The organism is Thermicanus aegyptius DSM 12793, from assembly GCF_000510645.1.
GTDB classification, from domain to species: domain Bacteria; phylum Bacillota; class Bacilli; order Thermicanales; family Thermicanaceae; genus Thermicanus; species Thermicanus aegyptius.
This window is the reverse complement of sequence record NZ_KI783301.1, coordinates 1-16,013: the sequence shown is the minus strand read 5'-3', so window position 1 is coordinate 16,013 and position 16,013 is coordinate 1. Positions and strand designations below refer to the sequence as shown.

The window sequence follows — 16,013 nt, the reverse complement described above, 5'->3', positions numbered from 1 at the left end:
CCTTACCTCGAGGGCGACATTTCCCACTTTTAAAGTCAAGGCATCATGGGATGATGGACCTTCCATTGGGAGGCGAACCCATTGAGGAGACAAGGCTTTCCCACTTGATTTAGACAGTCTGGTGGATTCAATCTTTCGAACCCAGTACCATAACTGATGTAGCTTTAATTGATGTTCGTCACACCATGCTTTCGCTGTCTTCCCACTTGCCCTAAAGTCAGCCACCCGAGCTTCCCATTCTTCACGTAAAGTGAGTTTCGTCATGAAAAAGCCTCCATTCTATTCTTTTTGGAGGATTATCTCACGAAGGCGGTGAAGATTGTAGGTGGGTTTTATTTGACGCTTACCCTGCAAAAGAATCTAATCCACCAGAAAACAGTGAAACACAATCAAATTGAGAACCATCTATTAACTCATATCTGTTATTGAGTTTATTTCCTCTTAATTTTTCTTTAGACTTACGAAAATGAAACGTCCAGTGATCCCCACTTAAAAAAGACAACAGTTCTTCTAATTCTGCTTTTACAGACAGCCATTTCTCCAACTCAATTACTGGAACATGGACATTGATACTTCTGCTCCAGTTGTCTTCAGATATTCTTCTTGATAAACGTTTATCAACACTAAAAACAGAAATACCAATAATCAAAAGATCTTCAATAATATCTGAGACATATAATTTCCCAAATCTTCTCCAAAGCATCTCAACATCTGTTTTTACATTTGATTTTTGATTTTTCGAAAGTATATTAAATATTAACTTGTCATTCGGAACCGAATGAACTACTTCCTTGTTAACCCAAATATCATACATCCGAATCCCTCCAACTCTCAAAGATTTCCCAAACCTCTTCACATTTTTTATCAACAAAATCCTTTCCCGATTTTCCTTTCCAGTCTATATCTTTCAGATCTTCAATTGTATAATTATTGCTAATTTGAATTCTAATAAATTCTTTTATTTGTTCTTGAGCTTTGATGGTCTCTTCAATCCCTTTACACAATGAATTAATCTTCTCTGCAAAGTTTGTAAAGAAAGCTACTTCTACAAACTTTATCAGAAAGTCTCTTAAAAAAATATTCCCATCTAGTGACGAAAGTATCTGTTCAAAGGCTTCAACCTCACTAACTCCTACCATTATTTCTGCCAATAGTTCCTGCATTGCCTGGTTGGCAATAACTTGATTTAATGTGTTTGCCTCTTCTGAAAAGTAATCTAATAATCCAAAATAAATTTCTTGAAGGCTTTTCCCGACTAAATGTGAAAGACCAACCTCATGTAATGCATTTTCTAGACCTATAGTTCTTACTAAGCCAATAAAACCAACTGCTTTAGAACCAACAGTTCCTACAGAAGATTTTTTCCCTCTAGCAAAACCGTTGTTTTTCGTCGCTTTAGCAAAATTGGATACTGCCCTACCAATAGAATTTCCACTAAAATTATTCTTGGCCATATTAGTTACAGCTCTTTTCGTCTCTGGCCACATATATCCTGTTGGTGGCAAATATCCCTTCGAAGTTCCCATGATTAAATCATCCCTTCTTGCTTTTATTAAAACTCGATTCGATTTTCTCCCACAATTCGTTTGATAATTTCTTTTCCTCCAAAAAGTGCTTTTTAATTGCCTGATATCCTTCTGCGTTCACATTTTTTAAGGTGATAATCCTCGTAATTTCTGGTAGTGTTACCTCGTTGATTTTCATTTTTTTAATTTCCTCTTCCAAAGTTTTCCTTAAATCTGGAAAGTGTTTATAAAGAAATATAAGTACTCTTAATTTTTTTCGCCTGTCATGTTGATATTTTGCTATGATCCCTTTAACAACCTTGGGATGGTCAATTTCATTATTGACCTTAAATTCTTCTACTTTCTTTTCTAAGAATGTATCGTTTAACTCTTCGGAACATAGCTCATTAACCCACTTTCTCTCATCTGCGGTTAAGTTAAGACTCGATATGTTTTTTTCTTTTATCGATTCTTTGGCTAGGTAAAAATACTGTCTCAAATCATAATTATATAAATTGGTTGGTTCGACTTTTATCCACTGTTTCATGATAGGTTTTAACCAAGGACTATTTTGGTCTATTTCGTTGTCATGCTGGTTATCGCCACTTTCTTCTTTTAATACTTCTTCTTCAATTTCTTGTAAGGCCAGGGCATAACCGTCATTTTCTAATTGCCATTTATAAAGTTCCCTAAATAGATCAATGTTTATGTACTCTATCACCATGAGTTTAGCTAAGAGTGACAGATCCAAATTAAGTTTTTGTATTTCCGATAGTTTTTTTCTTACATAAAAAGTATTTAAAAATCTCTTTGCTTGACGTGGATTGCCTTTTAGTGTAGCAGCGATTATATCAGATATTCTACTAAAAACATCCAATTGAAGTTCAAAGTCTTCTCTTTTCATGTTATTTTTAAAGCAATCCCACTCGCTTTGCTCTAAATCCAAAATCGACAAAATATCATTTTGATTAATGATTTCCCCTTTAACAAAGATGTTTTTTTCTTTTAATATAGTTAGTAATTCGTCTAATTTTGATTCCTTCAAAAACATTTCACAGATTAATAACAACATGTAGTTTTTGACTTCTAAATCTGAAAGCTCGGGTATTCTAATTGGTAGTTGAATTATTTTTTCTAAATAATCCTTCGATATATCAATGTCATCTTTCTCAATGTGGGGATACTTCCGTTTGATAGAATATCTAATTACATCCTCATCCATTGCTATAATAAAGGTCGTTTTCTTAACCGACAAAAAAAGTTTGATAGCCTCAAGTGTCTCAACTATACGATCAGGATTACATCTGTCTAAATCATCAATAATAATTATTAGATTGTCGATTTTAGAATCATTGATTAATTGTTCAAATTCTTCTCTAAATTTTCTTATATTTTCGACTACATTATCTTGGCCACTTTCTTTTATTAAGTCTTTCATTTTTAAAATTGCATTTTGTAATTTCTCTAGTTCCTTTTGATCCTTCCAATCAATCTCTTTAATACTTTCCAATAACAAAGGCAAAGGATTGCCCATAGATAAACTGAGCATCATTGGAATCCCTTTCAAAACTAAACCGCCTAATCGAATCCAATCTACCCGATCCCGAAGTTTTTTAAATTTGTCCCCAAGATTTTGTGAAATTGATTTGTTTTCTTCTATGGCACGCAATATAACTTCCATTAGAGCCGTTTTAGCATCATCGTAACCTTCAAACATCCAAGCATTTATAAATATAGAGACTATATTACCTTTATCAGAGCAACTATTAATTTTGTTTTCAATTAAATTAAGTATCGTTGATTTTCCGCTTCCCCAGTTTCCTAACAAACCAATCGTTACAGGATTCATTCTCTCACTAATTGCTAATTCAAAGATCAACTCCGCATATGGCTCATACGAAAGCATATCAATTTTTGAAGCGTTATCTGCCCACATGTTTATCGCCTCCAAACATCGATTTCCACTATCCTCCATACCTCATTGTAATACTTTGTATACAAATTTTCTCAATAAAGCTACTTGATCTCGAAGTAAAGTTGAAAATAACCAAACTCTTCCTAAAAGGTATCTTTTCGGAAGAATACCATAATCCTCAATCATAGGATTACGAGGCGTTGTTCATGATAATCCATTATCAATCCAGTCTTCTCAAAACAATAATCTCCAACGCTTCATTTGCCTTCGAAATACTTCTGGCTCTTGAGCAGGGCTAAGAACTTTCGCTAATATATTGCCTTTCTTACCTTAGTAGCTTTAAATTATTTCTTACTGTTTCATACGAATACTTCGTTTTCTAAGGTTAAAGATATCGCCATGTACCATTTAGCACAAAAAAAACTTATAAGTTTGATGATTAGAAACAAACATACCTTATACATAATTATAACCAATAAATGGACAATTGCAATATGTACCGTATCAAGTCGGATATTTCTCGCAGTATGGTGTAAATTATACTTGATTTCTAGCTCGTGACATATTTATTCTTTGATAAAAACTATCGCCCTAAGGGATTTCACTTCAGTTAGGGCTCGAAACTTCGTTTACGCACTCAAGCAGTAATGCCTCTGATGCCAACAAAGTTCTATATATTCTTAACCCTATTTCATGCCAAACATTTTGTTCCTTTTATCCTATTTGAAAAATATTACTAATTCTCCAGTTTAATTTTTCAATAAAAAAAATTATTTCCACCAGTTCTGGCCGAGATAACTATTATGTCCTCTAAAATCATTCTTTAAATCTTCCCAGAACCTGTCCCGCAGTATCTCAGGAAATACTGCTATATGTAAATTCTCTATATCGTGTCTTGAAAGAAATCTGACATCAATGATATACTGCTCTTTAAGTTCAGGGTCTGAACCTCTTTCAATCTGATAATCCTTCACTGTTGCAGTAAAAAACAGTTCAACATGGTGGATGTTGTTTTTACAGTCTAAAAACTCCCTTACATATACCAGTCTTTGTGGAATACATGAAATTTCACATTCTTCTTTAACTTCTCGGATAATCGCGTCTGTTGCACTTTCTACTCCTTCCAGTCCTCCACCTGGAAGTGTCCACCATTCTTCTCCTGTTTGGGGGTGTCTATGGTGTACTAAAAGAAGTTCATTGTTTTTATTTAAAATTATGGCTGCCGCCCTTACTCGAAAGTACATATATGCATACCCCTTTTCTACCTTCTCCCTATCACAACATAAAAATACTCATTCATAATATCTACCACTACAATTCTTCCGCCTTCAGCCATTATCCGCATAACCTCATTGTCGTGTTTTTACTCCGATCTTGGTACGCAAAATAGGATCGCTTTCGATTTAGCAACTATTTCTTCTTTATCGTTTAGAATCGAACATTCAGCCATGGATTATATTTCTGCCCTGTTTTACAATTTGGGCATCTGCCATCAAGAATGCGCCGGTAGCGGGCTTTAAAAAGGAAACATTCGTACAATGCCCCTTCGTTTAAGAGATTTAGGGAAAAGTGGTCAGGAAGATGAAGGAGGGGGCATATTAGGGCACCCCCTTATCATCGGAAAAGCCGAGCATGGAATCGGGTAAAACCCGAACCATGCTCGATCTCTTGGGATTGATCTTTGTTCCATCGCCTTCGTTTTTTTATTCCACCGTTACGCTCTTGGCCAGGTTCCGCGGTTTATCTACGTCGTTGCCCAGGGCAACGGAGGTAAAATAGGCGATAAGCTGTAACGGAATGACGGTTAGTATCGGTGTGAGAAGCGGGTGAACCCGGGGGATATAGAGGGCTTCATCGACCGATTTCACGAGATCGTTATTACCCTCCAAACCCATGCCGATCACGTAGGCGCCCCGGGCTTTTACTTCGATGATGTTGCTCGCCATCTTTTCATAAATATCCTCTTGTGTCGCGAGCGCGATGACCGGCGTGTTCTCCACAATGAGCGCCAGGGTCCCGTGCTTTAGCTCTCCGGCAGGATACGCCTCCGAATGGATGTAGGAGATTTCTTTCAGTTTGAGGGACCCTTCCATCGCCACCGCCTGATCGATCCCCCGTCCCAGGAAGAAGATGGAATGGTGGTCCTTTATCTTTGCTGCGATCTCCTTCATCTTTTCTTCGTGGTCGAGGACCCGGTCGGCCAGCGTCGGGATGAGCTGGAGGCTGGAGACGATTTGGCGGAGAGCTTCCTCCTCTTGGGTGCCCAGCTCCTGGGCCATATAAATGCCGAGCAGGTAGATGGCCATGAGCTGGGAGGTGTAGGCCTTCGTGGAGGCGACGGAGACTTCCGGTCCGGCATAGATGTAGAGGACATCATCCGCTTCCCTGGCGATGGAGCTGCCTACCACATTGGTGATGGCGATGACGTGGGCGCCCCGCTTCCGGCTTTCCCGGAGGGCGGCCAACGTATCCGCCGTCTCCCCCGATTGGCTGATGACGATGACCAGGGTCCTATCGTCAACCAAGGGATCCCGGTAACGATACTCCGATGCGATATCTACCTCGACGGGAATGCGAAGCATTTTTTCAAAAAACTGCTTGCCAACAAGTCCCGCATGGTAGGAGGTACCCGCCGCCACGAAGAAGATCCGTTCGATCCTCTTGAGCGCATCTCTCCCGAGATGGATCTCCTCTAACCAAACCTTCCCGCTCTCCAAATCAATTCGTCCGTCCAAGGTATCCCGCAGCGCCCTCGGCTGTTCATGAATCTCCTTGATGAGATAGTGGTCATAGCCGCCTTTTTCCGCTTGCTCTACGTCCCAGCTTACATGGAAAATGTCCCTCGCGATCGGTTCACCGGTTACCTTCATCAATTCTACCCGGTTCCGGGTGAGGACCGCCATCTCTCCATCTTCGAGGATCAGGATGTCCCGGGTATATTCTAAAAGGGCCGGAATGTCGGAAGCGATGAAATTTTCATTCTCCCCCAGTCCGATGATGAGGGGGCTGGCTAGACGCACGGCGATCAATTTATCCGGCTCCATTTGGGAGAGGACCCCCAATGCATAGGCGCCCCTCATGTTGGCCACCGCTTTCTGGACGGTGGAAACCAGATTCCCATCATATAATTCTTCCAGGAGGTGTGCGATCACTTCCGTGTCGGTCTCCGACTGGAATCGATGTCCCTTGGAGAGGAGTTCTTCCTTTAATTGGAGATAATTCTCGATAATCCCGTTATGGACGACGATGAAACGTCCCTGTTCGTCCGTCTGGGGATGGGCATTCACCTTGGACGGTTTCCCGTGGGTTGCCCAACGGGTGTGGCCGATGCCCACCGTCCCCCGGAGGGGAGATTCCTTCAGCTCTTCCTCCAGGATGGAGAGGCGCCCTTTGTCCTTTCTGACCACTACCCCCTTCTCTCCATAGACGGCGATCCCCGCGGAATCATATCCCCGGTATTCCAATTTCTTTAAGCCTTCCAGCAAAATGCCTTGAGCGTCTTCTTTGCCAATATATCCAACAATACCGCACATATTCTCACTACCCCCAATTTGTGGACGGGGGCATGGACCGAACCCTTCTTCATTCGGGGGACGTGCCCCCGTCATTCTCGTTTGTCGCTTTCTCTTTTATCTTATCGTCCAGTATCCATGAACGGTTTGATCTGACAATTTCCCGGGAAATTCGATGCCCATGTTTTGGTGTCGAATTCCCTCCTGTGCCTTCCTTTTGTCCATCCGGTCGCCCGGATGTTTTGTGGAAAGGCGTAACAGTGGCAGGTTCCACCGGGAGGCATCCGCCGAATGCTTCGATACTCCTCCACCTCGTCAACTGCTTTTCACAGTTCCGGCGCTTTGATTCCCATGATGGCGATTGTCGAACGGTTCCGATCTTCGTACACTTCAGCCGTTTTTCCCATTCCCCCCTTCATTCAAACGCTTTTTCCAGCGCTCCTCTTCTTCCATTTCCCACCCCCTTTCAGGTGTTGGCAGATGGCATGGGAAGTTGGGGATCCTGATGCCGTATCAAGGGGTGTAATCAGGCTAGGCTCCCTTCATCCCTTTGCCATATTTATCAATTTACCACATGGATGACCCGTTCGGCTACAGTTATTTTCTCATTTTAAATCCGAGACTCCAAGGCGATCTCTTACGCTTTCCCCGATTCTTCCTCGATTACTTTTCCGATTCGTTCAGCCAGGTTCCGTATCACGCCCTCTTCGGGCCCCTCCACCATAACCCGGACAATGGGTTCGGTACCGGATGGGCGGACCAAGATCCTGCCCCTTCCCCCCAGCTCTTCCTCTCCCTTGGTGAGTGCCTCTTGAACCTTGGGATTCTCCCTCCAAGCGTTTTTATCAGCGACCCGCACGTTGACGAGGACCTGCGGATATTTCACCACTTTGGAGGCCAATTGGGAGAGGGGCATGGCCGATTCTTTGACGGCTTGCATCAGCTGAAGCGCCGTGAGAAGTCCATCTCCGGTGGTGGAATAATTGAGGAAGATCACATGGCCCGACTGCTCTCCTCCTAGCGTGTAGCCGCCTTTTCTCATCTCTTCCATGACGTAGCGGTCCCCTACCGCCGTCTCCACCATCCTGATGCCTTCCTGGCTAAGGGCCTCTTTTAATCCGAAATTGGCCATCACCGTTGTGACGATGGTCCGGTGGTTTAACTTCCCTTGGGCGTTCATGGCGGTGCCGCAGATATAAAGGATGTGGTCACCGTCCACCACTTTACCTTTTTCATCGACGGCGATTAAACGGTCCGCATCCCCGTCGAAGGCAAGTCCCATATGGGCTTGTTGGAGGGTAACCTCCTGTTGCAATTTTTCAGGATGGGTGGAACCGCACTGCACGTTTATATTTACGCCGTTCGGGTTGCACGCCATCGCATGCACTTCAACGCCCAAATCGACGAGAAGCCGGGCAGCGAGTTGAGAGGAGGCCCCGTTGGCGCAGTCTACGACAACCTTTAGCCCGCTTAGATCGGTAGACACCGTAGACTTCAGGTAGGAAAGATATTTCTGTGCTCCTTCGAAGTAATCGGTAATCCTCCCGATATCCCCGCCGATCGGCCGGGGAAGGTGATCCTCCGGTTCATCCAGGAGGGCTTCGATCTCCCCTTCCATCTCGTCAAGGAGCTTAAACCCATCCCCGCCGAAGAATTTAATTCCATTATCCTCCACAGGATTGTGGGAGGCGGAAATCATGACTCCGGCCGTCGCATCCAGTGCTTTTGTCATGTAGGCAACCCCGGGCGTGGTAATCACTCCGAGACGAACTACTTCTGCACCGATGGAGAGAAGTCCTGCCACCAGGGCTGACTCCAGCATTTCCCCGGATATGCGCGGGTCTCTGCCGACCACCACCTTGGCATGTTTCGCATGTTTGGTTAAGACGTAACCGCCTGTTCGCCCCACCCTGTAAGCGAGTTCCGGGGTAAGATCCTGGTTGGCGATGCCTCTGATGCCGTCCGTTCCAAAGTATTTTCCCAAAATGTTTAACCTCCTCATTCCTTCTTAAAATTGAGATTAACGATTATATATGCGCAAACGGTTTATCCTGTTCCTTCCTGATTCCCTTTTTGATTCGATGGATTTTTATCCCCGGTAGGGGGGTGGGAGTCCCCCGACGGGGGAGGGGAGTCCGGATTCCCTGATGTGCTTTTTGCGTCCACAATCTCTACCTTTACCGTGGGGGTGCTTATTCCCGCCGTCTTGACGAAGCTTGGCAGGATCAGTTCGATGGGTACGGTTTGCGTTCCCGGCGGAAGTCCGGAAAGAAGGATGTTTGCTTTAAGATCCGCCGGGGTGATCTGGTTTATGATTTCAGGGGCTCCTTCCAAGGTGATGGTAATCTTCCCATCGGTGGGATCCAAGATGTTCCCTTGATATTCTTTGGGCAATCCCGTGATTTCGATGGGGATGTTGGCAAACTCCTTTTTCACCGAGGGGACGATTTCCACCGTTACTTTTATTTTTTGCGGCGAGATCTCGAAACCATCCGGATTTGGGATCGGAAGTTCCAAGGTCGTCGTCTTGGTTAATGTGCTTACATCGATGGCCGGTCCCGTATAGTAATCGATGCCGGACAGTTTCTCCTTACTCCCGAAGAGGGAGACCATATTTTCACTGGGGGTGATTTTCGCCACCGCAAAGCCGGCAGGGGGTTCCCCCTTTACTTGAAGCTGCAGGGGAACGGTGACAAAGGGATGAGAGATGGGGACCGTAATTTCCACCACATTCGGTTCAATCTCTACAGGAACGGTATTGCCGTTCACATCGATCACCTTTAATGCCACCTTTTTCCTCACATCGCCTGACGCCCCATCGATGTTGATGAACCCTTTTACAAAGGCGATCTGATCTAATTGGCTCTTCGCCGCTTTCACATGGACATTGACCGGATTGATGATGGGGGTTCCCGTCGTATATCCTTCCTTTGGTTTTCCGATCACCTCGGCGGTCACAGGCATCACTTTCCGTTGTTTCAACTCTAACGTTACATCGATAAAAGCCGGGTTTACCGTCACTTCCACCCCGGGTGGAAATCCTGTCACTTGGACAGGGACCCGCTCAGTCCCCGAGGGGAGACCTTTTAGATCGACAAAAACCTGAAAGCGATCCGGCGAAATCGCTCCTTCCAGCACAGAACGCTCCCCCCGCAAGGTTAAATCGGCATATTTCTGCATCTTCACGATGACCATCTCTTGATCATCCAAACGTGGGGTGATCGGCATATTTTGGATTTCCCGGACGATGGGGGCGCTTGTAGGCGGATTTAATGGCGTGACAGGCTGGACTCCCCTCGTGGTCATATTCACGACCATCCAAAGCATGACGGCGAGAACGAGGGAGAGGATCTTCAAGTTTAGATTGTTCCGTAGCCATCTAACCACGGTCATCCCCCTTCCGCTTCCAGAAGAGCTTCTGTTCTTTCTCAGGCTTTAGGGTATTTTGAATCATCGTCTGAAGATCGGAAGGAGAGATCCCCCGGATGAGATTCCCCCCCAAAGAGAGGGAGATTTGTCCCGTCTCTTCCGATACGATGACAACCAGGGCATCCGAAACCTCGCTCAGCCCGATTCCGGCCCGGTGCCGCGTGCCCAGTTCTTTACTGATGTCCGGGTTTTCCGATAAGGGAAGGTAGCAGGCTGCGGCTAGAACCCGGTTCCCGCTTAAAATCACCGCCCCATCATGGAGAGGGGTATTGGGAATGAAGATATTAATTAATAATTCCGCACTTAACTTGGCATCAAGGCGAGTCCCCGTCTCCACATATTCGTTTAACCCGGTGGTCCGCTCGATGGCCATCAAGGCGCCGATACGCCGCTTGGCCAGGTAGTCGCTCGCCTTCACGATTGACTCAATGGTTTGGATGGTAATCCCTTCATCATCGGGTTGAAAAAGGGTCTGTGTAAAGAGCTTCCCGCTTCCTAAGTGTTCCAACGCTCGTCGTAATTCCGGCTGAAAAATAATAAGAATGGCAAACACGCCCAAATTAAAGGCTTGGGACATGAGCCATTGCAACGTATCCAGCTTGAAGAGTGAACTTAACAGCCAGACCGCCACGATCACCATAATCCCCTTGAGAAGCTGGACGGCCCGGGTTCCCCGTACTAACAAGATTAGATTATAGATCACGATGGAGACAAGTGCAATGTCTACCACATCGTTCAGGTATTTCCCGATATTCTCCCAGAGAGACATTCCCCTCCCCCTATCCTGTTAAAACGTAGACTGATTCATGGATGTACCAGGGTACGAAGACGATAAAGGATCACATCAATGAGGCGATGAATCTCTTCCGTATTGCCGCTGATGCGTGCGGTGGAGGAGAGAAGCACTTTCCCGTCAATCACCACCACATTTCCTTTCACCTGGCCGTCTACCTTCAGATCTCCATGTTCCACGACAAGATCCCCTTCGACCACTTCACCCGCAGGAACATAAACCGCCCCATTTTCTATGCGAAGCTGGTTCTTGTCACTGGACAAGACACGCAGTTTTGATCCCTCCTCAAACCATGAGAGAATCATCCCGGCCATCGTTAAGATGAGAAAGAAGGAGACAGCCACTCGTAAAGGTCTTCTCTTCATGCGGTTGAGCCAGACTCTCCCCACATGAATTTTCGGAAGACGTGCCAGCACATCGGAGGTAAAAGAAAATGGGGCTTCCTCCCGGGGGAGGCTTCTTACCAAGTGGATCGTTTTTTCTAATTCCAACAAATGGTCACGGCATGCGGTACATTGAGAGAGATGTTCTTTTAGTTGAAGTTGTTCGTTTAAGTCCAGGTCACCATCAAGATATTGGTGAAGCTTTAACTGGACGGACTTGCAGGACATCTCATTTCCTCCTCTCTCAAATGTGACGTAATTTCTTGCGCAATGCTTCCCTTCCCCGGTGAAGCCGCGTCTTTACGGTCGCTTCAGGAAGGTTAACGATTTCGCTAATTTCTTGGATCGATAAGTCCTCCATATATTTTAAAATCATGATATTCCGATACTTAGGAGAGAGGGAGCGGATGGCCTCTTTGATCTGTTCTTCCACCTCGTTCTGCAGCAGGCTCTGCTCAGGTGTAGGCGAGTCATCGCGAACCGCATCATATAAGGCCAACCCTTCCGTCCCTTGAAGTTCGGCATCGAGGGAGAGTCCCTTCAAATTCCGTTTAGATCGTCGCAACCGATCGATGGAGAGATTATTGGCGATGCGAAAAAGCCAAGTCGACAACCGGTACGTCTCATCATAACGGTGAAGATGGGTGAAAAGACGGATAAAGGTTTCCTGAGCCACGTCTTCCGCCTCTTCCCGGTCCCCCAACATGCGGAAAGCTAAAGAGAAAATACGGTCTTTATAGAGAGCCACCAATTCCCCGAATGCATTTCGATCTCCCGTTTGAGACCTTACGATGAGGTCTCTTTCTATATTTTCCATTCTCTTTCCTCCGCTTACTTTCCATTACGACTCTTCGGCCATAAAGGTTTCAAACTGAGTTCCGCAAAGACTTCAACATTCTTATTTTATCATAAAAGTATCGAAATGGATTAAAATGAGCTGTAATTTTTATTCCATCGGAGTGATGTCTCCGTGAAAAAGCCCCCTTTTTTTTAAGGGGGCCTAATGGGGTGTCACCAAGTCTCACAACAGTTTTTCGCCAAAAAGGGATCCTGCCAAAGCGACGGCTACCTTAGCGGTTTTGTTTTCCACATCAAGGATGGGATTCACCTCGACAAATTCCACAGAGGTAACCAGTCCCGATTCAGCCAGCATCTCCATGGCCAGATGGCTTTCCCTATAGGTAATGCCTCCGACTACAGGCGTCCCCACCCCAGGGGCATAAAGGGGATCGATACCGTCCAAATCGAGGCTTAAATGAACCCCATCCGTATCTTTTCCCACGATCTTTAAGGCTTCCTCCATGCAGTAGGTCATGCCCATCCGGTCGATTTCATGCATGGTAAAGACGCGAATCTTTAGTCGGTGAATCAATTCCTTTTCCCCAGGATCCAAATCCCGCGCTCCAATAATAACCACATTCTCGGGGGAAACTTTCGGGGAATACCCCCCTACGTTGGTTAGCCTTTCATCCCCGATCCCTAAGGCAAGGGCAAGGGGCATCCCGTGAATATTGCCGGATGGAGTGGTTTCCGCCGTGTTCAGGTCTCCATGGGCGTCAAACCAGATCACTCCAAGTCGTTTCTTATGCAGGGCGATCCCAGCCAAACTGCCTATGGAGATACTATGGTCTCCGCCAATGATGAGGGGGAAATAGCCATCCCTTATTTTTCCGTCCACTCGACTTGCCAGATCCTCCGCCGCGCTTAAGATCTCGTCCTTATATTTTAATTTTTCCTCGGGAGAGGGGATTTTCGGTTCGTGGTGGACCGGCAGATCTCCGAAGTCTTCCACCTGATACCCCAAGGCTTCAAGGCGTCTTGTAAGGCCTGCGTAACGAATGGCGGCCGGTCCCATGTCAACCCCTCTCCTGTCTGCCCCCAGATCCATGGGAACCCCGATCAGTGCGATCCGCTTAGACATCAGGTCCCTTCCTTTCTCTTTTTTCTCCCCTTAGTCTATTCTTTCTGATGCCATTGACTCAACCCCACAAAAAGTTGAATTGTTATACAATTCAAAGATCATTCGGCTAATGATAGGATTTTGCAGTTTTTGTCGTACCGGAAAGCCCTTTGACGGCTATGAGCGAGAGAAAACCAAGAAGGGTCATACCTATGAAAAAGATGTAAATATGAAGGGGAGAGAAGCGATCTAGAATCCATCCCGATACAAGGTTCGTGGCCATCGTTCCCAATCCGTTTCCAAACGCCGCATAAAGGGTGAGTGCCGTAACCTGTAGGTTGGCGAGTGAATTGCGGCGAACATATTGGGGAGCTGCCGCTAAGTAAAGGCCAATGGAAAATCCCTGAAGAAAAAAGAGAAATAAAATAGCCGTGGGATCTCTAAGAAAGAGAAAAAGAACCCAGCGAAGGAGGGAGATGAGGGAGGCAAGAAGGAGGGTGTTTTCCAAACCGAACCTCGCGATCAACCATCCCCCCATCCGCAAAAAGGGAACCTCGCTTCCGGCGGAAAGGAGAAATACCAAACCGATGCCTGCTACCGTTCCACCGATGTCCAGATAATAGAGGCCGAAGTAAAAATTGTTCGCATTCATGGGGCCAAAGACGAAGAAAGCAGATAGAAGAAAGAGGAGGAAGTGGGGCATCCTGAGGAGTTGCCCAATCCCCGAAAATAAACGGATCTGACGGTTCTCCTTTTTCGCGGGGATGGGAAGCAGGGTAAACCATAACGCAGCCATCGAAGCCGCAAATAAGTAAAAAATTACAACCGGGGGAGTATACTCCATCATCCTCCCCGATAAGTAAACCGCAACGGCAAAGCCGATGGAGCCCCATAAGCGAAGGTTTCCATAGGCGATCTTCTTCCCTTCAATGTATTGTAGCGTTAAAGAGTCGGTAAAAGGAACGATGGGCGCCTGAAAAAGATTTAAAAAGAACATCATCATGGTGATGAGAAGGAAAGACTGGGCTTGAGGGAAAAGAAAGGCAACAAGAATCTCCATCCCCACTGCCAGATAGAGAAGCGGCTTTTGGATTTGGTAGCGGTCAGCCAGCATCCCCCATACGGGCTGCAGGAGGAGAATCACCACAGGACCAAGTGCCGTAAGAATCCCAATTTCTGCTCCGGACAACCCTCTCCATTGAAGATATACGGTTAATAGGGGCATAAAAGCGCCGAAGGCAAAAAAGGTAAAGAAGTACATCGCCCGGAAAGGAAGAAGGAAGGAGGAGGTGTTATTCATCCCATCTGCCCCTACTCGTCCCCATGAAATCCATGCCAAGAATTTGGAATCTTACGCAAAAGGACGATTTGTCCCAAATTTCTTTCATGCAGACATCAAGTGGGTGTAACAACAAATGAAGCCGTTTTGTCAAGGGCTTTCTCCCCTTTTTTCGGATAATAAAAAAGCAGTCTTAATCGACTGTCTGGTAAAAAACAATGGAGCGGGCGATGGGAATCGAACCCACGCTACCAGCTTGGAAGGCTGGAGTTCTACCATTGAACTACGCCCGCATGTTTTATGTTTCATCCCTTATGAAAAACGGGATGGTCGGGATTACAGGATTTGAACCTGTGGCCTCTTGGTCCCAAGCCAAGCGCTCTACCAAGCTGAGCTAAATCCCGTTTTATTTGGCTTCCGGCATCGACCTCTTCATCCGACTTCCGGCATATAATGAATTCTGTAAATGGCGTGCCCGGAGGGATTCGAACCCCCGACCTTCTGATTCGTAGTCAGACACTCTATCCAGCTGAGCTACGGGCACAAAAGATACGATGAAAAAAATGGTGAGCCATACAGGATTCGAACCTGTGACACCCTGATTAAAAGTCAGGTGCTCTGCCTACTGAGCTAATGGCTCATGGCTGGGGTGGCTGGATTCGAACCAACGAAATGACGGAGTCAGAGTCCGTTGCCTTACCGCTTGGCTACACCCCAATACAAAACCTCTTGAATGGTGGAGGGGGACGGATTCGAACCGCCGAACCCAGAGGGAACAGATTTACAGTCTGCCGCGTTTAGCCACTTCGCTACCCCTCCATCATGGTTTCATACCTTTACACTTGAGAAACGGTATGGTGGACGGTGACGGGATCGAACCGCCGACCCCCTGCTTGTAAGGCAGGTGCTCTCCCGGCTGAGCTAACCGTCCATTGTGCAAGTAGTCTTGCTTCGTCCTTGGAATCTCGAATGGTGCTCCCGACAGGAATCGAACCTGCGACCTCATCCTTACCATGGATGCGCTCTACCTACTGAGCTACAGGAGCATGGCTCCGCAGACAGGACTCGAACCTGTAACCTACCGGTTAACAGCCGGTTGCTCTACCATTGAGCTACTGCGGAATATGAACAGCACTAATAATGATACTGTTTTTCCCGTTTTTTTTCAAGTATTATTTATTCCAGATATTCCATGTTTTGATTCCCTCAAAACCGGATCAGGAAAAAGCGAAGATTGCTCCTCTATGGTTAAGGGGTCGACCGATTCGTATCCGTCAGCTCCATGCATTGCTGCACT

Annotated in this window: 13 protein-coding genes and 9 tRNA genes; all 22 read right to left on the bottom strand. The window is 45.9% G+C overall.

Annotated elements, in window-relative coordinates; translation table 11 throughout:
* Positions 1 to 264: IS66 family insertion sequence element accessory protein TnpA (gene tnpA / locus THEAE_RS23200; RefSeq protein WP_039944148.1), on the bottom strand; the 264-nt coding region annotated here is incomplete at its 3' end.
* 79 nt (positions 265 to 343) lie between these two features.
* Positions 344 to 814: a recombinase family protein gene (locus THEAE_RS0100120; protein WP_028986154.1), complete on the bottom strand. Its 471-nt coding sequence runs from the start codon at positions 812 to 814 to the stop codon at positions 344 to 346.
* Positions 807 to 1,526 (bottom strand): hypothetical protein, encoded by a 720-nt coding sequence (locus THEAE_RS0100115; protein WP_028986153.1) that lies wholly within the window; start codon positions 1,524 to 1,526, stop codon positions 807 to 809. The genes THEAE_RS0100120 and THEAE_RS0100115 overlap by 8 nt, the downstream gene beginning before the upstream one ends.
* 7 nt (positions 1,527 to 1,533) lie before the next feature.
* On the bottom strand, positions 1,534 to 3,441 hold the full coding sequence (locus THEAE_RS0100110) for a KAP family P-loop NTPase fold protein (protein WP_028986152.1): 1,908 nt from the start codon (positions 3,439 to 3,441) through the stop codon (positions 1,534 to 1,536).
* 749 nt (positions 3,442 to 4,190) lie between these two features.
* The gene (locus tag THEAE_RS0100105) at positions 4,191 to 4,664 is read right to left on the bottom strand and encodes an NUDIX domain-containing protein (RefSeq protein WP_005585313.1); all 474 of its coding nucleotides are present in this window, start codon (positions 4,662 to 4,664) and stop codon (positions 4,191 to 4,193) included.
* Between the two features lie 459 nt (positions 4,665 to 5,123).
* On the bottom strand, positions 5,124 to 6,953 hold the full coding sequence (gene glmS, locus THEAE_RS0100095) for a glutamine--fructose-6-phosphate transaminase (isomerizing) (RefSeq protein WP_028986151.1): 1,830 nt from the start codon (positions 6,951 to 6,953) through the stop codon (positions 5,124 to 5,126).
* 616 nt (positions 6,954 to 7,569) lie between these two features.
* On the bottom strand, positions 7,570 to 8,916 hold the full coding sequence (gene glmM / locus THEAE_RS0100085) for a phosphoglucosamine mutase (RefSeq protein WP_028986150.1): 1,347 nt from the start codon (positions 8,914 to 8,916) through the stop codon (positions 7,570 to 7,572).
* Positions 8,917 to 8,978: 62 nt separating this feature from the next.
* The gene (locus THEAE_RS0100080) at positions 8,979 to 10,319 is read right to left on the bottom strand and encodes a CdaR family protein (protein ID WP_028986149.1); all 1,341 of its coding nucleotides are present in this window, start codon (positions 10,317 to 10,319) and stop codon (positions 8,979 to 8,981) included.
* Positions 10,312 to 11,130, bottom strand: a complete 819-nt coding sequence (gene cdaA / locus THEAE_RS0100075) for a diadenylate cyclase CdaA (protein WP_005584262.1) — start codon at positions 11,128 to 11,130, stop codon at positions 10,312 to 10,314. The genes THEAE_RS0100080 and cdaA overlap by 8 nt, the downstream gene beginning before the upstream one ends.
* A gap of 35 nt (positions 11,131 to 11,165) precedes the next feature.
* Positions 11,166 to 11,765, bottom strand: coding sequence for a zf-HC2 domain-containing protein (locus THEAE_RS0100070; protein WP_005584261.1), 600 nt, complete (start codon positions 11,763 to 11,765; stop codon positions 11,166 to 11,168).
* A 16-nt stretch (positions 11,766 to 11,781) separates the two neighbouring features.
* Positions 11,782 to 12,354: an RNA polymerase sigma factor SigW gene (gene sigW, locus THEAE_RS0100065; RefSeq protein WP_005584260.1), complete on the bottom strand. Its 573-nt coding sequence runs from the start codon at positions 12,352 to 12,354 to the stop codon at positions 11,782 to 11,784.
* 204 nt (positions 12,355 to 12,558) lie between these two features.
* The gene (gene rocF, locus THEAE_RS0100060) at positions 12,559 to 13,458 is read right to left on the bottom strand and encodes an arginase (RefSeq protein ID WP_005584256.1); all 900 of its coding nucleotides are present in this window, start codon (positions 13,456 to 13,458) and stop codon (positions 12,559 to 12,561) included.
* Positions 13,459 to 13,564: 106 nt separating this feature from the next.
* Positions 13,565 to 14,737, bottom strand: a complete 1,173-nt coding sequence (locus THEAE_RS19465; RefSeq protein ID WP_052329639.1) for an MFS transporter — start codon at positions 14,735 to 14,737, stop codon at positions 13,565 to 13,567.
* A gap of 198 nt (positions 14,738 to 14,935) precedes the next feature.
* Positions 14,936 to 15,009: transfer RNA gene (locus tag THEAE_RS0100050), tRNA-Gly, on the bottom strand.
* Positions 15,010 to 15,043: 34 nt separating this feature from the next.
* Positions 15,044 to 15,120: transfer RNA gene (locus tag THEAE_RS0100045), tRNA-Pro, on the bottom strand.
* Between the two features lie 63 nt (positions 15,121 to 15,183).
* Positions 15,184 to 15,260, bottom strand: a tRNA-Arg gene (locus tag THEAE_RS0100040).
* A 20-nt stretch (positions 15,261 to 15,280) separates the two neighbouring features.
* A tRNA-Lys gene (locus THEAE_RS0100035) sits at positions 15,281 to 15,356 on the bottom strand.
* A gap of 1 nt (position 15,357) precedes the next feature.
* Positions 15,358 to 15,433 (bottom strand) — tRNA-Gln (locus tag THEAE_RS0100030).
* A 17-nt stretch (positions 15,434 to 15,450) separates the two neighbouring features.
* A tRNA-Tyr gene (locus THEAE_RS0100025) sits at positions 15,451 to 15,535 on the bottom strand.
* Between the two features lie 36 nt (positions 15,536 to 15,571).
* Positions 15,572 to 15,647: transfer RNA gene (locus tag THEAE_RS0100020), tRNA-Val, on the bottom strand.
* 39 nt (positions 15,648 to 15,686) lie between these two features.
* Positions 15,687 to 15,762, bottom strand: a tRNA-Thr gene (locus THEAE_RS0100015).
* Between the two features lies 1 nt (position 15,763).
* Positions 15,764 to 15,838: transfer RNA gene (locus THEAE_RS0100010), tRNA-Asn, on the bottom strand.
* Between the last annotated feature and the right edge of the window lie 175 nt (positions 15,839 to 16,013).